Origin of the sequence: Phaeobacter sp. 11ANDIMAR09 (genome assembly GCF_001294455.1) — a bacterium.
GTDB lineage: Bacteria > Pseudomonadota > Alphaproteobacteria > Rhodobacterales > Rhodobacteraceae > Pseudophaeobacter.
In genome coordinates, this window is record NZ_LIKT01000007.1 from 191,680 (window position 1) to 211,905 (window position 20,226).

Annotated in this window: 19 protein-coding genes; 9 read left to right on the forward strand and 10 right to left on the reverse strand. The window is 58.1% G+C overall.

The window, feature by feature from the left end; genetic code table 11:
• Positions 1-291: 291 nt before the first annotated feature.
• Positions 292-2,232, forward strand: coding sequence for a hypothetical protein (locus tag AN476_RS08495; protein WP_054460712.1), 1,941 nt, complete (start codon positions 292-294; stop codon positions 2,230-2,232).
• Here the strand turns inward: AN476_RS08495 and AN476_RS08500 are convergent.
• The 9 genes from AN476_RS08500 to AN476_RS08540 form a co-directional block, all read right to left on the reverse strand.
• Positions 2,182-2,919: a hypothetical protein gene (locus tag AN476_RS08500; RefSeq protein WP_054460714.1), complete on the reverse strand. Its 738-nt coding sequence runs from the start codon at positions 2,917-2,919 to the stop codon at positions 2,182-2,184. The two genes, AN476_RS08495 and AN476_RS08500, sit on opposite strands and share 51 nt — an antisense overlap.
• A gap of 15 nt (positions 2,920-2,934) precedes the next feature.
• A complete protein-coding gene (locus tag AN476_RS08505; RefSeq protein ID WP_054460716.1) occupies positions 2,935-4,320 on the reverse strand; it encodes a peroxidase family protein in 1,386 nt (461 codons plus the stop codon).
• 15 nt (positions 4,321-4,335) lie between these two features.
• Complete coding sequence (locus tag AN476_RS08510) at positions 4,336-5,232, reverse strand: YcaO-like family protein (protein WP_054460719.1); 897 nt, start codon at positions 5,230-5,232, stop codon at positions 4,336-4,338.
• 385 nt (positions 5,233-5,617) lie between these two features.
• Entirely contained in the window at positions 5,618-6,511 is an 894-nt protein-coding gene (locus AN476_RS08515) for a DMT family transporter (protein ID WP_054460721.1), read from the reverse strand.
• 16 nt (positions 6,512-6,527) lie between these two features.
• Positions 6,528-7,373, reverse strand: coding sequence for an ABC transporter permease (locus tag AN476_RS08520; RefSeq protein WP_054460724.1), 846 nt, complete (start codon positions 7,371-7,373; stop codon positions 6,528-6,530).
• A complete protein-coding gene (locus tag AN476_RS08525; RefSeq protein WP_054460727.1) occupies positions 7,370-8,317 on the reverse strand; it encodes an ABC transporter permease in 948 nt (315 codons plus the stop codon). The genes AN476_RS08520 and AN476_RS08525 overlap by 4 nt, the downstream gene beginning before the upstream one ends.
• The gene (locus tag AN476_RS08530; protein ID WP_083464277.1) at positions 8,314-9,102 is read right to left on the reverse strand and encodes a dipeptide/oligopeptide/nickel ABC transporter ATP-binding protein; all 789 of its coding nucleotides are present in this window, start codon (positions 9,100-9,102) and stop codon (positions 8,314-8,316) included. Before AN476_RS08530 ends, AN476_RS08525 begins: the two co-directional genes overlap by 4 nt.
• Positions 9,089-9,853 carry an ATP-binding cassette domain-containing protein gene (locus tag AN476_RS08535; protein WP_253279865.1) on the reverse strand — a complete coding sequence of 255 codons (765 nt, stop codon included), beginning with the start codon at positions 9,851-9,853 and terminating at the stop codon, positions 9,089-9,091. The genes AN476_RS08530 and AN476_RS08535 overlap by 14 nt, the downstream gene beginning before the upstream one ends.
• Before the next feature lie 10 nt (positions 9,854-9,863).
• Positions 9,864-11,435 (reverse strand): ABC transporter substrate-binding protein, encoded by a 1,572-nt coding sequence (locus AN476_RS08540; protein ID WP_054460729.1) that lies wholly within the window; start codon positions 11,433-11,435, stop codon positions 9,864-9,866.
• Positions 11,436-12,391: 956 nt separating this feature from the next.
• On the opposite strand from AN476_RS08540, the gene AN476_RS08545 reads away from it, so the two are divergent.
• Together AN476_RS08545 and AN476_RS22370 are read left to right on the forward strand one after the other, a co-directional pair.
• Positions 12,392-12,877, forward strand: coding sequence for a phosphoribosyl-AMP cyclohydrolase (locus AN476_RS08545; protein WP_054460731.1), 486 nt, complete (start codon positions 12,392-12,394; stop codon positions 12,875-12,877).
• A gap of 15 nt (positions 12,878-12,892) precedes the next feature.
• A complete protein-coding gene (locus AN476_RS22370) occupies positions 12,893-13,354 on the forward strand; it encodes a DUF1826 domain-containing protein (RefSeq protein ID WP_083464278.1) in 462 nt (153 codons plus the stop codon).
• 61 nt (positions 13,355-13,415) lie between these two features.
• Here AN476_RS22370 and AN476_RS08555 read toward each other — a convergent pair whose 3' ends face one another.
• The gene (locus AN476_RS08555) at positions 13,416-14,198 is read right to left on the reverse strand and encodes a DeoR/GlpR family DNA-binding transcription regulator (RefSeq protein WP_054460735.1); all 783 of its coding nucleotides are present in this window, start codon (positions 14,196-14,198) and stop codon (positions 13,416-13,418) included.
• Positions 14,199-14,362: 164 nt separating this feature from the next.
• Here AN476_RS08555 and AN476_RS08560 point away from each other — a divergent pair, with 164 nt between their 5' ends.
• Genes AN476_RS08560 through AN476_RS08585 form a run of 6 tightly spaced genes read left to right on the forward strand, consistent with a single transcriptional unit; the run spans position 14,363 to position 20,135 of the window.
• Positions 14,363-15,331 (forward strand): ABC transporter substrate-binding protein, encoded by a 969-nt coding sequence (locus tag AN476_RS08560; RefSeq protein WP_054460737.1) that lies wholly within the window; start codon positions 14,363-14,365, stop codon positions 15,329-15,331.
• Positions 15,331-17,034 carry an iron ABC transporter permease gene (locus AN476_RS08565; protein WP_054460739.1) on the forward strand — a complete coding sequence of 568 codons (1,704 nt, stop codon included), beginning with the start codon at positions 15,331-15,333 and terminating at the stop codon, positions 17,032-17,034. Before AN476_RS08560 ends, AN476_RS08565 begins: the two co-directional genes overlap by 1 nt.
• Entirely contained in the window at positions 17,022-18,065 is a 1,044-nt protein-coding gene (locus tag AN476_RS08570) for an ABC transporter ATP-binding protein (RefSeq protein ID WP_054460741.1), read from the forward strand. Before AN476_RS08565 ends, AN476_RS08570 begins: the two co-directional genes overlap by 13 nt.
• The gene (locus tag AN476_RS08575; RefSeq protein ID WP_157063711.1) at positions 18,066-19,136 is read left to right on the forward strand and encodes an MBL fold metallo-hydrolase; all 1,071 of its coding nucleotides are present in this window, start codon (positions 18,066-18,068) and stop codon (positions 19,134-19,136) included.
• A 29-nt stretch (positions 19,137-19,165) separates the two neighbouring features.
• Positions 19,166-19,681 carry a histidine phosphatase family protein gene (locus AN476_RS08580; protein ID WP_054460787.1) on the forward strand — a complete coding sequence of 172 codons (516 nt, stop codon included), beginning with the start codon at positions 19,166-19,168 and terminating at the stop codon, positions 19,679-19,681.
• The gene (locus AN476_RS08585) at positions 19,647-20,135 is read left to right on the forward strand and encodes an HAD family acid phosphatase (protein WP_253279866.1); all 489 of its coding nucleotides are present in this window, start codon (positions 19,647-19,649) and stop codon (positions 20,133-20,135) included. Before AN476_RS08580 ends, AN476_RS08585 begins: the two co-directional genes overlap by 35 nt.
• Positions 20,136-20,226 lie beyond the last annotated feature (91 nt).

Below are 20,226 nucleotides of genomic sequence, written 5' to 3' on the forward strand. Positions count from 1 at the left end.
TGGTTCAACGGGCCTTCAGATCCAAATCAGGGTCTCATCTTCGTTTTCGTCGATGCCGATGCAGGTTCTTGCGGTTGCCAGAACAGCGCCCATAATTGGAAAGGCCGTTCCTTGGCATTTTCGCCTCCACAAACACCGGGTCCACCCGATGTTTTGCCCCCGCAAGCTGAGCCAAGTGATTTCCGCAGCGCGTAAAAGCGAAAACGAAATAGACCAAGCAAGCAAAAATAGCGCGTAAGACGTGGGGAATGTTGCATTGCGTGGCTACGGCTTTCTTAGCATAGTAAGCCCATGAAAACTTCGCCCGAAACCTTTGTTGAATTCCTGTCTGAGATAAAGCTGAAAAAGGCACGGGCACTGGCGGTCTACCTGGTGATTGAACCCGGGCGCGAGCGGCGTAGCGAATTGATAATTGACCTGCTTTGGCAGGACGCACAGCTGGACAAGGCCCGCGCATCATTGCGCCAGGCTGTGCGGCATTTGCGGACGACATCCGAGGCCCGGTGCCACTTTCCACTGATCGCACGCAATGGGCAGATATTGCTGGATTACGCGCGCGACTGGCGCCTGTTTGACGATGTGACTGAGGCCTTCTCCGATCCCGACCAGTTCCAAACCGCGCGGCGCACGGGATTGGATCTGCTGAACGCCTTCGAACAGCTGTTGGGACTTTCCGATAATTTCGACAGCTGGTTGGCCATTGCGCGCAATACTGCGCTGTCCGGCCTTTGCACGGCATTGGAACAGGTAATGTCGCGCCCGGACGCTTCTCTGGGGCAAGAGGCCGCGCAGTTTTTGCTGGAGCTTGACCCCTGCCACGAGGCCGCGGCGCGGTTCTTGATGCTGCAGTATTGGAATGCGGGAATACCAAACCGGGCGATTGAACTCTACAACCGGCTCTATCAAGCGCTGGATATGGCCTATGATCAGGACCCGGAAACCAGCACCATCGAATTGCTGGCGGCGATCAAGCTGAACCCCGAAAGAGGCCCAAGCAAGAGCGCATCAAAATGGACAAGGCCCAGCCTGGTGACGATGGTGGTCGAAGAACCCCAACAGGGGGTACTTGATGATCGCGACAGCAGTTTTCAAACCGTTCTGACCACCGATCTTCGCAGCAGGCTGGGGCGGTTTCGCGAATGGCAGGTCATCGCTTCGGAACCCGCAGACAGCGACTTTCTGGCGATCCGGCCCCGCCTCTTCCAGCTGGACGGGCAGTATCGCTTTTTGGTCGAGGTCGTGCACCCGCGCAATCGCGAGCTGATCTGGTCAGAGATCATAGAGGACCCGCATACCGACTGGGTCGGCAAAGTACGGATGTTGATATTGAACATCGGGAACGCCTTGCGGGTGGTGGTTGCGGACCGTCAGGGTAAGGACGAGCGCGCCGAACTATATGATCGCTGGCTTCAGTCGCTGGCGCTCAAAGGCACCTGGACCCATGAAGACGAAGCCCGTGCCGTGGCGCTGCTGCGCTGCATTACACAGGAGGCGCCGAGCTTTGGCCCGGCCCATGCGGAACTGGCTGGGATCTACAATATCCGCCACATTCTGCGCCCTGGCACCCGGCAAGACCCCGAACTGCGCGACAAGGCATTGACCCATGCGCTGGACGCGGTTGCGGCAGATGCGATGGACACACGTGCTCATCGGGTTCTGGCGTGGTGCTATTGCCACAAGGGCGAGTTCGATCTGGCAGAGTTCCATTTTGAACAGTCCCTGCAGCTGAACGCGCAGAACACGCAGACCCTGGCGGCCAGCATGCTGGGTTTTGCATTTTGTGGCAATGCGCCCCGCGCCCGCGCCATGTTGTCCGAATTGGAGCGCCTGCCTGAGACGCTACAACCGTTTCATTCTGTCTACCTGGCGGCGGCCAGCTATCTACTGGGGGATTTCGATGTCTCGGCACAGCACTGCATCGGCGCAGATGGTCTGATGTCGACCACTGGCGGCTGGCACTGTGCCGCCCTCGCAAAACTGGGCGATACTCAGGCTGCCCGTCAACGGCTGGAGCAATATCACCAGGAGATAAGCGCGCTTTGGCACGGGGGAAAGGCACCGGACCTGCGGGACGTGATTGATTGGTATGTGGCCTGTTTCCCGTTGCGCAATGACGAGGTGCGCGAGGATCTGCGTCGCACACTCTATGATGTTACGACGCAGCCTTTGGCAACGGAGGCCCTAGTCGCACATATTGGTGATGTAGATACCCACCGCCCGGTGGAAGGCTGACACCGGCGAGGACAGAATGCGGGCCATGGATTTGCGGGTGGGATCTTCCTCTTCTTCTTCGGAGCTGAGGTCATTGTTGATCGCCGTTGAATCGGCCCAATTGGCGTTCACCTGCGCCTTGATCGCCGCCTTCGTTTCATCCGTCAGCGCGACACCGGCCGTTTGCACCTCGCTCAGCGCCTTATCCAGCAGCCCATCGTAGAAGTGTTTCATCATCAGGAGGTCAAGCGTGTAGGTCAGTGGCGGCTCGTAGCCCGGTTGGTTGGCCTGGGAGCTGAAATAGGCTTCGCGTTCGGCCAGAGTGTCCTGCACCGGGATCACCAAAGTGCGGGTGTTCACGTCGACGCCGTCCTCCGCATCGGGGCTGCGTTCGTCCCATTGCAACCTAAGACGAAACTTGTCGTGGATCTTTGTGATCATCGGGTCGTTCAAGTCATGCATCTGATCCATTGGCACAACCGCCATGGATTGGCGCAGCAGTTCGGTCGCCTCTTGGTAGGCCGGTGTATCCTCGTCCAGCGGGCCACCCCGCGACAGTTCAACCACAGTCTTGCCGATGAATTCCACGTCCAGCGCCTTGCCAGGCGCACCATCCTTGGTTGGGTCGACGTTGATATCTCCGTCTGAATGCAGGTACTTAGCCCCGCCGCCATCAACCTTACGCCCTACGATGATGTAGTTGTCCATCTTACTCCCTCCTTCTCACGAATTTACAGTATTGATTATCTGAACAAAGCGGCGGGGCCTGGGCAATGTCGGCGCCACGGCGCTGGGGTCGATCATGCGCACATTTGCAATGGCGTCTTCGATTTTGCATCGCAGCAGCAGGCTGCCCAGCGGCCCAAAGCGGCCGTTTTCACCATAGAGCTGGGCCTCAATCATCAGGATCAGATGAATATGACAGCGTTCGACCTCGGCTTCAGTCAACTCCAGCCCCAGAGGCGCAGCCACTTTTTGGGTAAAGTCACGGGCTAGCGTCGCCGGGGCAAGACGCCCCGACCAATGCGACGGCATCCGCGCCAGTACCGCCTGAATATCGGGACCGTCCAATCCCTGAGGACCAAGATCCCGCGCCGTTCGCGCATCAAGCTCGTCGATGGTCACGCCGCCTCGGGGCCGGAAGGCAGGTGAAAAGCTGGCCGAAATCCCGGTCTTGGTGCCCTCGCGTGCGGGATCAAAAAACAGCGACCAGTCAAGCGGCCAACTGCTGAGTTTGCGTTCATGTTTCTGGGGCGAGCGCAGGACCAAAGCGCCGAGGTCGCGCAGTTCGGGGAATTTGTAGGCCTCGCGCGGCAAAGCATGGAAGGCACGCATCAGCCCATGCTGCATGGTAACCGAGTCAATGACCCTGTATTGTCTCAGCTCCTCCATTGACATCGTCGCGACCTGGGGATCAAGGAATTGAGGCAGGAAATCCGCACGGATGATCGCATGCCAGCTATGGAGAACATGGTTGCGCGCCATGGAAAACGCCAGCATGCGACGGTCCTTTAGGGCCGGGTCCAGCGCATCGTGGAACTGCTGGGCAACCCGGTTGTGGTAGCGCATCATGATCGCTGTGATCCGGTGCAGAATGTGGACATCGCGATTGCGGGCGTCGGCGATGGCACGAACGCTGGGATCGTCGCGCCGGTGGGGCAGCGTGATGACACTCATCGGGTTGATGCGGAACAATAGGGTCTTTTGATCGTAGAGATGCGGCAGAACACGCGGACCAGCGCCATAAAGCGTTTCCAGCGTCAGCGGGTTTTCAATGGCATTGTGGCGCTTGGACGGACTGCTGCCAGCGTCGCCGGGGCGCACCGCATAGGGCACCTGGCTGATCGGCACGCTGTGGCCCATATCATGCCCGATCAATTGCCCCAAGTAGGTGTACCCGGCAGGAATATGCTTCTTGGATGCGATGCAGGCCTCGCGCCAGGCCTTGTCGGCAAAGTCGATGACTGAATGTACCTCTTCCACCGCCTTGCGATTTTCGCAGCCCTCGCCAGAATTTCTCGGAACACTGATCCAACTCTGACTTTGGCAATGACCGGCCTCGCTTTGAAAGGCGGCGATGGTTTCCTCGGCCTCTGTGTCAATTTTCATTCAACAATCCCCCTGTTACATGAATGGCGAGCCTTGGCCTTCGAGGCGGCAGGCACTGCTATCCGGCAATGAACAGCACCAGACGCGGCGCAGCTGGCCGGGTGGCGTAACGTCCCGAAACGTCATCCCCTCGATACTCGCCGCCTCAGGATTGGACAGCGAAGCCTGTGGCTCAATTCCGCCCTCGTCGCGCAGCAGCGCGGGGCAGCGGCGGGCATAGGTGGCAATCTTGTTTTCGATGGCACTGGTGTCCTGGTCGCTATGCCCGCTGCGCGCGGCGAGCACCTCGCCGAGATTTAGCTCCATCAACAGCATCTCGCGCAGTGCCTTGCGTATAGCGCGCTCGGGATCGGTATCCGCACCAAAACCCAGGATCGGGTCCTGTCCGCCAACGCTTTGCGCCCGACCGATGCCCACCGTGATGGAGCCGGGGTAGTCTAGGAGCCAGACGCCAGTCTGGCGGCGCAGCGCCGCGCCCTGGCGCACCCTGCTTAGCCAGGCATCAATGCCCTGCCCCTCCAGCCACTCCGGCGCGACGGGTAAGGCACTTGTTTGGCCAAACCACCAGGCCCAGATCGCGGCACGTTCATGGGCTTCGAACAGCGCGAGCTGCTGCGCCATTTCGGCATCTGAATGAGCCGCCATGCCGGTTTGTCCGGTAGCAATCGGGGGCAAATCTGCTGCGCGCAAGGCCGCGTGAGCTGCAATTTCGGCCGTTTCACCCAAACAGCACTCCAACGCGTCTTCGCGGGTGTCGCCGGCCCCACTGGCAGTCGCCCGGCCTGTCGTCAAGGCCTGCAGAACGCAAAGATTTGGCGCCGTCAGAACCTCGCGCCAGTCATGGCGTGTCCAATGCGCAAGCAGCTGGTTGGCGTCCTTGATGCTCTGTTCCTTGCAATCGGGTTCTCCCATGCCTTGGAATTCCTTTGTGTTCTGCCCTACCGTTCCCAGTCCTGTTGTCCGGTCTAGGTCGGGGCTGTGAATTTCCTGTGACCCGGGCCGACACCGGGAACCCGGCTCTGCGTCTGGGTGTTTTCGCTCGCGGCACAACCAACCAGTCGACATAATCCACAAAGAGATTTAGGAAAGGGCGCGGGCTGATACGGATCCCTGGTTCAGACATTGACCAGGTCTCAACCTAGATCGCACAGGTTGTCTAAGGCGGCGATGGCGGGCGGGGTATCGGCTTCGGCCTTTGCGCCCGATCTGCTGCCAGATCCATCGAGAGGACCGCCAACGCTCAAAGGCCCATGCGCGATCAAGAGCTGCAGCATGGGCTTTGCTTATGTGGCGCTCATCAACTGACCTTAGAGGCCTGTGTTCCTGGCGGTTGACGATCGCGCAATGTCGTGACCCACATTGCGGCAAGGATCATCAGCGTAGAGAGGTAGAATGCCCCTTCTGGCAGCAAGCCAAACAGCAAGAAATCCGCAAGGACCGCAAAGATCAGCGAGAGATATTCAAAGGGCGCAAGTTTTGAAATCTCGCTGTGCTGCAGGGCCAGGGTCATCATGATATGCGCGATGCCGCCCGCGATCCCTGCACCGCAGAGATAGATGAGCTGCAGTGGTTCAGGGCGGACCCAGCCCCAGACCACCGAAACCGCGCCGACACAGGCGCAGGTCAGCGCAAAGTAAAAGGCGATCGCCCCGGCGTTTTCTGTCTGGGCCAGACTGCGGATCTGGATCTTGGCCCCTGCTGTAAAAACCGCCATGCCAAAGGCCAGGACCACTCCGGTCAGATAGGCTTGATCCAGCTCAGCGGACTGGACACCCGGCACCACCAGGACCAGCATGCCCAGAAACCCCAGAACCACAGCACACCAGCGCATACTATTCACTTGCTCCCCCAAAAGGAAACGCGCCAGTACGACGGCCAAAACCGGAGCCAGGTAGCCGATGATCGAGGCATGGGCCAGGGGCAGGTACTTCAGCGAAGCAAAGGAGGCAAAAAGCGCCGCGCAGCCCAGGAGGCAGCGCAGGATATGGGCGATAGGGCGTTTTGTGCGCAAACCACTGGGGAAATCTCCTGTCCACATCAGGAAGAACACCAGCGGTATCAGGGCAACGGCACTGCGAAAAAACACCACCTGGCCCAGTGGCACCGCATCCGCGAGCAGCTTCACAAAGATGACCATCACCGTGAAAAAGAAAGTCGCGCCGATGCGTAGTGCAATGCCCGTTGCTTCCATTTTTCTGCCTCCAAGGTTATTTTTTTGCCGCCAAAAGGTCTCGAAACCGGTCGCCCGTCAAGTTGATAACCAGGACTGAAACCAGCACCGCGAGGCCAGGAAAAACCATCAGATGCGGGGCGGTCTGCATATAGGCTTTGCCATCCAGCAGCATCGCCCCCCATTCCGCAGCGGGGGGGTGCACCCCAAACCCCAAAAAGCTGAGACCAGAGACCGCCAGGATGGTGCGCGACCAGCTGCTGGTCCACAGAACCAGCAGGGAGGGAACAACATTTGGCAGAATATGGCGCACCAGGATCAGCCCCCCTGACAGGCCGTTCAGCCGCGCTTGGGTGACAAAATCCTGCTCTGCGATTGTTTTTGCCAGGCTGCGGGACAGGCGGGTGAATTTCATCCAACTCACCAGCGACAGGGCAATCACCAGATTGGCCGTGCTGGGGCCAAACAAGCCCGCAAAAGTCACCGCTGCAATCAGCTCAGGAAAAGCAAAAAAGCTGTCGGTGACCCGCATCAGGGCCAAATCGGGCAAACGCCCGGCTGCTCCCGCCACCAGGCCAAGGAACGTGCCAACAACCAGCCCCGCCAGCGAGACAACAAGGGACAGCCCCAAAGACCAGAAGGTGCCAAAGAGCAGCCGGGTGCCAATGTCGCGGCCCAGATGATCGGTGCCAAACCAATGCGCCGCTGACGGAGGGGACAACCGGTTGAGGAAATCGGCCTCGGTCGGACCATAGGGGGTGGCCCAAAGCCCTGTACAAAGGGCCAGCGCCAAAAGCGCTATGCCCCCCAGGGTTCTTTGGGTGAACCGGAACAGCGGGCTCGGCTCTGTTTTGGATTGGGTCTGGAGGCTTGAAAGGGTCATGAGGTGTTCCTTTCCCTCTGCCGGGTCGGGTCACTGGCGGCCTGCAGCGCATCGACCAATGAGTTGATGACGACATAGGCGGTGGCAAAGAACATCACCAGAAACATCACCACCGGCAGATCTCGCGACAGCACCGAACCGGCCAAAAGGGAGCCGAGACCGGAGCGGGCAAAGGTCAGTTCGACGATGATTGCGCCTTCCAGAAGGCTGGCCAGATCCAGCCCTATCATGGTCAGAGCCGGGACCATGGCGTGCCGCAACACATGGCGAAAGAAGATTTCGCGCTCCGGGATACCACGCAGGCGCAGTGTTTCGACAAAGGCCTGGCTGCCGGCTTCCAGCATGAAACTGCGCAACAGCCGCGTTTGCGAGGCCATGACCCAAAAGGCCAGCGTCAGAGCTGGCAAAACCAGATGCGCCAGACTGCCGGTTCCATAGGACGGCGCCCAGCCCAGATGCACCGCAACGCCGAGAATGAGAAGCAGCCCCAGCCAATAGCTGGGCATGGCAGCCCCAATTGAGGACAGCAAAACCGCACCGCGATCCAGCCAGCTTCCCGGATTGCGCACCGCCAAACTGGCGAGACAAAAGGCGACAAGCAGCCCTATCCCCAGAGAGGAAAAAGCCAGCGTCACTGTTTCCCCCAGATTGGCGGTAAAGATCTCCCAAACCGGCGTTTGCGAAGAATATGAGAGGCCAAAATCCCCGCGCAGCACATCGCCAAGCCAATGCAGGTACTGAACCGTAAAAGGCGCCTCAAGAAGGAATTCATCGCGGATGGCCTGCAGGAGCTCGGGTGGGAAGGCAATCTCTTCGGGGTAGCGCGCATGGGCAATTGCAGTGGCGCGGTCGCCGGGGGCAAAATAGCTGAGCGTGAAGGTGATCAGACTGACCCCCAGGAGCACAAGAACAAGCCCCGAAAGGCGCGAGAGAAGCTGTTTCATGCCGTCTCCTTCGTGAAATCCAAAGTCCCCAAACGACGCGCGGCCCCGATCAATGCGGCGGCATAGGCGCTGTCGGGTTGATCAAAGAAGGCATTGCGCGATTGATAGGCCTCTACCTGCCCCTGTCGCAGCACCAGAATCCGATCCGCATAGGCAGCGGCAAAGCCTAAGTCATGGGTGACCACGATATAGGCGGTCTGGGTTTTGCGCCGCAGGGCATCCATCTGCCGGGCAATCTTCTTTTGTACCAGGGCATCCAATGCGCTGAGCGGTTCATCAAAAAAGATCAGCCGCGGCCGGGCAATCAGCGCCCGCGCCAAACAGGCTCGCTGCGCCTGCCCCAGCGAGACCTGCCCGGGCAAACGGTGATAGAAACCCGGTTCCAACTCCACCTCTGACAGGGCCTCCAGTACCGCCACCTTGCGGGCTTGAGCCGAGATTTTTTGAGTGTGGAGGCTTTCGCCGATAGAGGTGCCAAGCGTAAGCTGCGGGTTCAAAGCCGCAAGCGGATCCTGCATGACCCAGCGACTTTGCGGCAGACCGGTCATTGCGGGCACTGCCCCGGATATGCGGACCTTCGCAGGTGAAAACGCCAGACTGCGGCATGTTGCAGGCAAAAAGCCCTGCAAAGCCTTCAGCAATGTCGATTTTCCTGCGCCGCTCTCCCCGATTACACAGACCATTTCTGCCGCTGCGACGCCAAAAGACACATCCCGCAGCAGGGTTTTGCCGCCAAGGTCCACACAGAGGCCTTCTAGGTGAAACAGCAGATTATTCGGCGGCATGACGACGATCCAGTTCGGCCCGGTGCCAGCCTCGATAGGAAACCAACTCACGGGAATAGGGGTGTTTTGGATCGCAGAGCAATTGATCTGCCGAGCCAGATTCAACAACGCGCCCCGCCTGCATGATGGCGATCTGGTTGGCAAAACGCGCCGCCAGGGAGAGATCATGGGTCACCATCATCACCGCGATATTGCGTTCTTTGGACAATCGTTGGGTTTCCTGCAGGACCTGCGCTGCAATCAGCGGATCCAGCGCCGAAGTGGGTTCATCCAGGATCAGCAGCTTTGGCGCATCCGCCAGCGCCATAGCCAAGAGCAGGCGTTGCTGCATCCCGCGGCTCCATTGGTGCGGATAACTGGAGCCCAGGTCCGGCAGGCCCAGGGCCGCCAGGATCTCGCGCCGGTCTCTGCCAGCCGCCACCTGATTGTGACGCGCCAGCTGATCCCACTGCCAGCGCAGACGGCGCAACGGGTCAAACCCATGGGCCGGGCTTTGGGGAACAAAGGCGATGCCAGCCATTCGTGCCTTGTTTGCATCCGCAAACCTGCGCGCCTGGCCGTTGAATTCGATCTGCCCCGCAGTTGGGCGCGCCGGGCGTAAGAGGCCCATGACCGCCCTGAGCAGGGTCGATTTACCCGCACCCGACCCCCCAACAACTGCCAGCCAATCCGACTGCGCCATCTCTAGATTGACATCCTGCAGAATTTCCTGCCCGCCAATACTGGCGGACAGGTCCTTTATTCTCAGCATGGGGGCTGGGTTAGTCGGCAATTGCCAGCTCCGGGTTGGCCAGGTAGGTTTCCGCCGGGTGAATCCGATAGCCCTGCACCTTGCCGCTGCCCACCGAAACCTGGGTCTTGTGGAACAAAGGAATTACGGGCAGGTCGCGGTTGATGATCGCCTGAACTTGGGCATAGACGGGCCTGCGCTCTTCGCTGGAAAACAGGCCGCGGCCCTTCTCCAACAGAGCGTCCAGCTCTGGATTGGAATAGCCCGAGACATTATAGCTGCCGCCAGTGGCCACCAGGGTACTGGGGAAGTAGTCCGGGTCTCCCAAAGGCGCTGTGCCCCAAGCCTGCAAGTGCATGTCGATTTCGCCGGCATTCAGCGCTTCGTTATTGGCGCCAAATTCACCCATGGCAATCTCTGCCCCCAGGCCAATCTGCTGCAGCATGATCTGCGAGATCTCAAGCGTTGGCTTCAAGGCAGCGCGCCCTTCATAGCTGCGCAGTTTCAGCACGATGTCCTCTCCATCCAGCTCGCGGATACCATTGCCGTCGCTGTCAATGATGCCTGCTTCATCCAGCAGCGCCTGTGCCTTGGCCGCGTCATAGGACAGGGTGATATCCCCGTTGACCCAGGATTTCATGCTGGCTGGAAAAATACCATTGGCCGACTGGCCACCTACACCTGCAAGGGTCGCCGCAACGATGGTGTCGCGGTCCAGCCCCAAAGAGACAGCGTTTAGCACGGTCTTATTCGACAGGGGGCCGGCGCTCAGGCGCGGCTGGAAGAAGAACAACCTTGAGGTTGCTTCTGAAAACAACTGCCCCTTGCCCTGATCCTGAAGCTTGGCAAAATCCGGTTCCGGATAGTGGGTCACCAGATCGACATCACCTGCCTGCAGGGCGAGTGCGGCAACCGAAGGGTCGCTGATGGCATCAATCACCAATCGGTCCAGTTTGGGGGCGCCGCCCCAATAGTCAGCAAAGTCAGTAACCACATAGGTTTTTTCGGCTTCGGCCTTTTCAAACACAAAGGGGCCGGTGCCAACCAGCGGCAGCGCCTCTGTTCCCTCTTTCATCACCGCCGCCGAGGGTTCCGTCAGCGACCACAAGAAGGCGGAGCTTGGTGAGTGGGTGCGAAAGATCAGGGTCTTGTCGTCGACCAATTCAATCGAAGCGATATTCAGCAGTTTGACCAGACGGGGGTTGTTGCCGGGGTGGCCTTCCTCACTCAGCTTTTCGAAGGAGGCCTTGACCGCCTGGGCGGTGACCGGGGTGCCATCGTGGAACAGAACCCCCTCACGCAGGGAGATTTTCCATTCCAGCTCCGAGATGTTTTCAAAAGCCGTTGCCAGACGCGGCTGCAGGGTCATGTCATACCCGATGCCAATCAGCGTTTCCGAAACACCAGCCCGATTGCTTAGCCAGCCGTTTTGGCGGGCGCGCGGATCAGGGGTATCGCTTTTGGGTCCAAATGGAGCCGCAATCACCATCTCTTTTGCGGTTTCAGCGCTGGCCATTGTGGGCGCAGAGCAAAGCAGAGCTGCGGCACAGGCCCCTGCAGCAAAAGTTGTTTTGGCCCAGAAGGTGCGGGAAGGGTTTGGCATATCCGTGGTCCTTAATTTCCGACAAAGTAAGTCGGGTATGACCAGTAACGATAATGTAATAACATCACAAGTATTTGTTTGAGAGGCTCCCCCAAAACCCAGGAGACGAAAGATTGCACCTTTTTCGTCTCCTGGAGCACCGTGCCTTAGACAAGCGCCGCTACAAACGCCGCAATCGGATTGTGATCATGTTTGGCAGAGTGAAAGACCAGCGCCCTGTGGCGAAGTGGTGCGACAGGTGTTCCAAATTCTTCCTCTTAGCCATCGCTCTCGCCACTTTGGCCAAGTCTACTGGTTCTTGCACGATCCAAACTAGCTCACATCGGTCCATTGAAGGTTCTCCAAGATGCGCTTCGACGCTTTGCACGGGCCACTTACTGCTGAGACAAGACCCTCTCGCGTCAGCCTGTGAAGAACCCCCAGTGCACCTGCACAAGCTGCAGGGAGACCCGTGTAAGTGTGACCGTGCTGACAAATGCCCGACCCTCAGAAATCGTACTGTAAATCTCTCCCGTGCAAAGCATCGCACCTATCGTCGCTTACGACCCAGAGCCGCCGTTCGCTGGCTATTTGAACGCTGCGCTGTGGCTTTTCGCATTGAGGTTATTCCTGCATCGTGCACCCTTCTGACGACTTAATCTTCGCTCAAAGAAGCTCGGCGATGTCGGAATACGACACAGAGAAAACTGGCTTGTGGATGGTGAAACGTGTTTCGCAAAAGCTCAGGCTCATTACGCGAACCTCAGTTGCCGGTCCGGCGCAGAACGCAGCGTGACAATCCGCCGCCATGGAACCGACAAGACCCAGCCCCTATCTCTGGACGCAGCTGTGCAGGCGCTGGTCACGGAGACGCAATCCCCTGCTCAGCAAGGATGATGCTGACGATCGATCAGCCCAGTAGCTCCGCGCTCCACTGCGCTCCGGACTGTTTGAAGTAATGACGAAAGGAACATCTCTTGCAGATCACTCAGGATGATATCGAAACGGCCCTGGCAACCTGGGGCAAAGGAAAAATCGCCATTTCTAAGGCTTTTGAGGAAGGCGGCATCGAAGCGGCTCGCGAAGTCGCATCTGCCAATATTGACAGCTATTATGGCTACGACCTTGGGCCGGTCCTGTTCAAACCAACCATGGCAAGCGGCGCCCAGACCTTCCGCCCGACCAAAGCGGGCGCTTTGGCCTATTTCTGTGGCCACTGCAAAGAATACCCGCGCGACAACGGTTTTGCGATCATGGGCTGGCGCGCGATGGAAAGCATCCCTTCGGCCAGCTTCCTTCAGGGCGATGTGGCCATGTGGATGGGCTGGGTCAAACTGACCAACAAGGACGGTTCTGTCACCACGGTCGACAAAAGCTTTGGCTACAAGAAGGACAAGACAGGCACACTGCGGATCGTCCTGCACCACTCATCGCTGCCATACCAGCCGCCGGGTCAACCCTGAAACAGAGACCCTCAAATGATCCTCGCCCCCCCTGCACTCGATGGCTGCACGACTTTTGCTTCCACACCTGGAACTCTGACTGCCATTCATCAACCAAACTGTGCTGCAGCGGTCTGGCAGTGTAAACCGCTGACGCGCTTCCAGGATTGGATCGATAGGTTGCCACCCGATCAACTGCCAAAGACGCGGATGATCTTGCGGCCAGAGGCAGTTTGTGATGCGCAGATCGATGTTACTCGCCGATGCGCGATGCCGGATTGTTTCGAGCGCAAAACTTTCAGCGAAGGCACCCGTGCGCTGGCTTCCATTTTTGCAAGCGTCATGAATAGCGCAGACCTGAGAGTGCCATTTGAGGTGATCACCTCCAATGTTTGTCGCCAGTTCCACGTCCCTGCAGAGAAAGCAGGGCTGGTCTGTACCTATCGCGGCGCTGGTATGCAGACAAGAGAGCTACAGCCCAAAACGCAGACGATGTAAGGCTCCAAGGCAATACACTAACCACGACCTTATTGTTCAAATCACATCTGAAGTCCCGCGCCTAACGTAGCCAATGTTGTTCGGGGACGATAATGCGGCAACCCGCCTGACGGCACTTTTGGCGGATCTCTTTGCTTAATTCAGCCTCAGTCACAACAACGTCATAGTCCCAAATTTGGTGCATAACGCAGGGAAGATCGCGCCCGTATTTTGCGCTGTCGACCACCAATATTTTCTGCTTTGCGCAATCTGAAACAGATGTGCGCGCGGTTATCTCGTCCGAGTTATAGTCAACGATATCACCGCTCTTGGACAGGCCTCCGCAGCTGAAAATGGCATAGTCCATTCTAAAGCCCGCAAAGAAATCGCGAACCGTTGTATTGATCACGTCTAAATCGCGCAGCCTCACGGTGCCGCCTGCCAATTCAATAACAGCGCGTGGAGCATGCTGCAGCGCCATGACGGCGTGAATGCTGTTTGTCACCACAAACAAGTCCTGCAGCCCGGCAAGTTCGCGCGCACAATGCTCAACGGTGGTGCCTGTTCCCAACGCAATGCGCGCGCCATCTCCGATCAGCGAGGCTATGGCCACTGCGATCCGCTTCTTTTCTGAACTGGAGGCATCCAGACGCGGTGCATAGGCAATGTTCTCTAGGTTCCTTAGGCGCACTGCGCCGTTCTTGCGCTGCACCAAGGCTGCGGCGTCCAAGTCGCGCAGATCTGTACGAATGGTCTGTACTGATACGCCAAGCTGCTGCGACAGCTGATGCGCGGAGAGCACCCCTGCATCTGCAAGCAGGGCTATGATTTTGTCATGCCTTTGGCTTAGAATCTTACGCCTCATATGTTTCCTTCGAAAGCAAATATGGTTTTGTCAGGGTTACTCTCTTCAACTTTCTCTCAGTTGGGAAGAAAAATATCCCTATGTCACATAAGTTTTGCACGAATCTTGAATAACCACCACATCGATAACTTTCGTTCGAAAGATCGCTTCATTGGAGAACTGTGATGAAAACCATTCTGACTGCCGCAGCATTTGCCTGTGTCGCCTCTGCAAGCTTCGCGGACACGCTGACATTGTACACCTCGCAACCAAACGCCGACGCGCAGAAAACCGTTGATGCCTTTATGGCTGCCAACCCAGGCACCGAAGTTGAATGGGTGCGCGATGGCACCACAAAACTGATGGCGCGCCTACGTGCAGAAATCGAAGCAGGCAATCCACAGCCGGATGTGTTGCTCATCGCCGATACCGTGACGCTGGAAGGTATGGCTCAGGAGGGTCTGCTGACCGCCTATCAATCCCCGGAAGCGACAGCCTATGACCCAGCCCTGTACAGTGCTGATGGCTTTTACCACTCTACCAAACTGATCACGACCGGTATCGTTTATAACACGGGTGCCGAACAGGTGCCGACCTCTTGGGCTGATCTCAAAGACGCCTCCCTGAAGGGGCAGATCGCAATGCCGTCGCCATTGTATTCTGGGGCTGCGTTGATCCACCTTGCGACCCTGACTGGCGATGCGTCACTGGGTTGGGATTTCTACAACGAGCTGGCCACGAACGAAGCCCGCGCCAAAGGCGGCAACGGCGGCACATTTAAAGCCGTTGCTGCAGGTGAGAAACCCTATGGCATGGTTGTCGATTTCCTCGCCATCCGCAACAAAGCCGAAGGCTCCCCGGTTGACTTCGTCTTCCCGGAAGAGGGCGTTTCCTATGTCACCGAGCCTGTCGCCATCCTCTCCACTGCCAAGAACGTCGAAGGCGCACAGAAATTTGTCGACTTCCTGCTGAGCCAGAAGGGCCAGTCTCTGGTTCTGGACATGGGATACATCCCTGCGCGCGGCGACATGGGTGTACCAGCAGGCTTCCCGGCACGTGACGACATCAAACTCATGGCGTTTGACCCCGCCGTAGCGCTGCAAAATGCCGAAGCGAATAAAGCCAAGTTCGCAGATATCTTTGGCGCCAATTAATGATTGCGCAGAAAACAGCGAAAGGCAGCCGGTCCGAAGATCGGCTGCTTTCCTTTGTCCTACTGATTGCTATTACGGTAACGCTGACGCCGGTTCTGCGGCTGTTTCTCGAAGGTGTGACAGCGCAGGACCGTTTCAGCTTGAGCCTTATGCGCGATGTCTTGGGACAAGATTCGACACACAGAGCGTTGTGGCACTCCCTCACGACTGCGGGATTGGGCACGCTGGTCTCCGTTTTGATCGGTAGCACCTTTGCCTTCCTCGTGGCTCTGACTGACCTGCGTGCCAAAGCGGCACTGGTGTTCTGCCTGATGATCCCGATGATGATCCCGCCGCAAATCACTGCGCTGTCCTGGACGCAGATTATGGGTCCCTCGTCAGTTTTGCTGAAAACCATCGGCATGGCACCGCCTCTGGGCGCCCCGCAACCGCTGTATTCACCGGCTGGCATCATCTTGCTGCTGGGGGTGCAACATAGCTCAATCGTTTTTCTCACGCTGCGTGCGGGTCTTCGGGCGATCCCCCAAGAGGTGATTGAAGCCGCACGGATCAGCGGCGCCAAAGGGCTGCGGGTTTGGTGGCAGATCATTGTGCCACTGTGTCTGCCAAGCCTGGCAGCGGGCATTGCCATCACCTTTGTAACAGCCCTTGGCAACTTTGGCATTCCCGCGATGCTGGGCATTCCTGCAGGCTATGTCACCCTGCCGACCTTGATTTATCAAAAACTTGCCGGACTGGGCACCAGTGTTCTGGCAGAGGTGGCCGTGCTGGCCATGTTGATTGGCTTTGTGGCGATCTGCGGGATCCTGCTTCAGCGGTTCTTTCAATCGCAGCAAAGAGTGCATTTGGTTGGGTCCAGCTCACGCCCCTTGGCCATTGCATTGGGTCGCGCGCGCCTGCCGATCGAAGCCCTGCTCTGGATGATCGTTGCGGTTATTCTGCTGCTGCCGATGCTGGGATTGCTGGCCACCTCGCTGGTTCCGGCCTATGGTGTCCCGCTGCGATTTGACACTGTCACGCTGTCGTCTTGGTATGAGACCCTGTTCCGCCAACCCGCCACAAGCCGCGCCTTTTTCAATTCCTTCAGCCTTGCCATCGGGACCGCTGTTGTGCTGATTGTGATTTGCCTGCCATTGGCCTGGCTGATGGAGCGCAACCCAACCCGTTTGGGGCGTCTGTTTGATGCTTTGGTTGACTTGCCCTATGCATTGCCCGGCGTGGTTTTGGCGATCGCGATGATCCTGCTGCTGATCAACCTGCCGTTCACCGACGCCACCCTTTATGGAACAATTTGGATTATCTTCCTCGCCTATCTCGCGCGTTTCCTGACGGTTATGTTTCGTCCGATACAGGCCAGCATTCGCCAGCTTGACCCGGCAATGAACGAGGCGGCGCAATCAGTTGGCGCGTCGCTGTGGCAACGGTTGCGCACGATCATTCTGCCGCTATCGGCACCCTCAGCCGCGGCCGGAACCATCCTGGTTTTCTTGACTGCATTCAATGAATTGACAGTCTCAGCGCTGCTGTGGTCCTCGGGCACGGAGACGCTGGGTGTCATGATTTTCAACCTTGATGACAGCGGTGAAACCGTCATGGCCTCTGCGCTTGCCATGACCATTGTACTGGTGGTGATGGCCCTGATGGCGGCCATTCAACTGTCAGCCCGCAATCTTCCCAAAGGAGTTGTCCCTTGGCAGACATAAGACTGGCCTCCGTCGCAAAGCACTTTGACGGTGTGCCTGCGCTTCACCCCCTAACAGCCCATATACACGATGGAGAGTTTGTCGCGCTTCTTGGTCCGTCGGGCTGTGGGAAATCCACGCTTTTGCGTTTGCTTGCAGGCTTTGAGGCCCCCAGCCAGGGCAGTCTTATGATTGGCGACACGGAGGTTGCAAATGCGCAGAGTGGCCAAGCCGTACCACCTGAGGCGCGCAATATTGGTTTTGTTTTTCAGTCCTATGCCTTGTGGCCGCATATGACGGTCCGCCGCAATGTCTCCTATCCATTGGAAGTGCGCGGCCTGGGCAAGGCCGAGCGGATCGCGCAAACGGATGCGGCGCTGCAGGCAACTGGCCTCGAGAAATTTGCGGACCGCATGCCTTCAGATCTGTCTGGCGGGCAACGCCAACGGATCGCTCTTGCCCGCTGCCTGGTGTCTGATCCTCAGGCGGTTTTGTTGGACGAACCGCTTGCCAATCTGGACGTGGCGCTGCGGGCTTCAATGCAGGACGTCTTTTCAGATTTTCACAAACGCACGGGCGCGACGATGGTCTATGTCACCCACGACCAGGCAGAGGCCATGGCCATGGCGGACCGCATCGCCGTGATGTTTGAGGGCCGGATTGTGCAGCTTGACACGCCCGAGACCCTCTACGCTCAACCGCGGAGCACCTTTGTGGCGGGCTTTGTGGGGGAAGGCACGGTGCTGCCTATCAATGGCATTGAACGCCAGGACAACATCACACGGGCACGTTTGTACGGCGAAAGAATTGCCATTCGAACCGATGCAGACCACCCCAATCAGATCTGCATTCGGCCGGAAAATATAAACATCACTGAAACCGGTGATCTGCGGTCAATCGTCCAGCGCAGCACCTATCTGGGGGGCCGCTATCGTCTGACCCTTCAATTGCCAAACGGCGCATTGTTAAAGGCCGAAAGCCCTGAGCGCTACGCAGATGGCAGGCAACTGGGGCTGTCGATCCAGATGCCCTGGGCATTTACAGAGGCATAAATGAACGAAATTAGGATATTATCGGGCATCGGCGACAAGGGACCTGCCTGTATGCAGCTGCGGGTGAATGGCAAAACCTGGCTGCTGGATTGCGGCCACGGCCCAGAGGCCAATGCGCATTTTGACCCGGATTGGCTAGAGGGCGCAGATGCGGTGTTTATCACGCATGACCATATCGATCATATCGGTGGGGCGGCCTATGCTGTTGAAGCCGGCTTGCCGATCTACGCCACAGCGCAAACCGCCAAGGCTCTGCCCCCTGCGGCTGAGGTGCGTCCCCTGCCAGAACAGGGTGTCGTCGACATCGAAGGCATCGGCCTGACAACCGGTCGCAATGGCCATGCGCTTGGTGGGATCTGGATGCATTTTGATATCGGCGAGGGGCTCTTCTATTCAGGCGACTGGTCAGAAGAATCCCATTGGTTCGCCTTCGATGCCCCACCTCCGGCAGCGACGGCAATCCTGGATTGCTCTTATCATCTGGATAGCATCCCTCAACGGGATCGTTTCATGGCCCTGGACAGGCTGATCGACAGCCTGCCAGGGCAGGTTCTTCTGCCCGTGCCGCCCTCAGGGCGCGCCGGTGAGATAGCGCTGCATCTGGTCAACCGCTTTGGGCTTGATGCGGTCATTCTGGACCCAGAATGCCGCAGCGCATTGCGGGCAGCCTTGGCCAGCGACGGTCTCAACCCACGCGCACAGGAGATCGCGCCGCTTTTGGAGCGGGGGGATCTGGAAGATGCGCGCTTTTTGATCTGTGACACCCCAAATGCAGACGGTGGTGCCGCTTGGGGATATGCCCGCGCCTGGCGTGAAAGTGGTCGTCTGGGTCAGGATGCGCATGTGGTCTTCACCGGCCATATGACCGCTCACGCACGCGGCATCTGCTCGGTCCCCGGTGGCTACTTTCAGCGGTGGAATGTCCATCCCCCCCTTGGCGACCAGATCAAAATGCTGCGGCGCCTCAAGGCAAAACGCTTTGCGCCGGCCTTTTGCAGCGCCCCAGAGGACTATCTCGTTGAAGATGCGCTTGGCGCCGAGGTGTTCATGCATGAAAGCATCCCCCTGTGACCCATAGATTGCCAAAGACATCTTTCTGTTTGATCCGCCACGGCGAAACTACTGCCAATCGCGATGGGGTGATTGCCGGGCGGTTGGAGGTCTCTCTGACCGAAACAGGTCGGGCTCAGGCGCAAGCCTTGAGCTTGTTAACATGGCCCGATGCCTATGTGCTGTTCACCAGCCCGATGGAACGGGCCAAAGAAACATGCCGTTTCGGATTTCCCTCGGAGAAGTTTCAAACCCATCCCGGATTGCGGGAACGAGACTGGGGTATGTTTGAGGGACGGCCCCTTGCTGAGCTACCGCCACGCGACGGACGGCCGGACCAAGGGGAAGATTGGGGGGAGATGATCAATCGCGTGGCCGAGGCCATTCATGACAGCTACCAGTCCTCGCATGGCAGGCTTCCCATATTTGTTTGTCATTCCGGCGTAATCCGCGCAGCGCGAATTCTTGCTGGGTTCCACAGCGTCGGCACGCGCCCAGCAAACGCGCGTCCTATTTATTTCAACTGGACCGGTGACGGTCATCAGGAGACCACTCATGACGTTTGAACCTGCAAAGTCCTGCGTCGTTTTTGACGTCGATGGCACGCTTGCCCATTTTGATGCCGACCGCCTTGGCCACCTTGTGCATGGTCGAGAAAAACACTGGAAAGAGTTCCATGAGGCCATGGCAAGCGCCCCTGAAATTGCGCCGGTTGCACATTTGTTCAGGCAGTTGAAAGGCGCGGGCGAGACAATTGTGATTTGTTCAGGACGTCCTGAAGCCTGGGCGGCGTACACAGTTGCATGGCTACAAAAACGGGACTTGGCTTTTGATGCGATCTATCTGCGCCCGGCAGGGGCAGATTCTGCAAGTGACCCAGAAGTAAAACGCGTGTTGCTCCAAAAAATGAGGGCAGATGGGTTAGAGCCCTGGATCGTTGTGGATGACCGCAGCAGCGTTGTGGAAGCCTGGCGCAAGGAGGGTCTAATCTGCCTGCAATGCGCCCCTGGTCTGTTCTAAGGGTCCTTGGCCAGGCTCATGACTCATAGCCAATAAATGACTAGTGCTGCGAGGGCTATGGTGGACAGGAAAACCTTGGGACAGCGGTCAC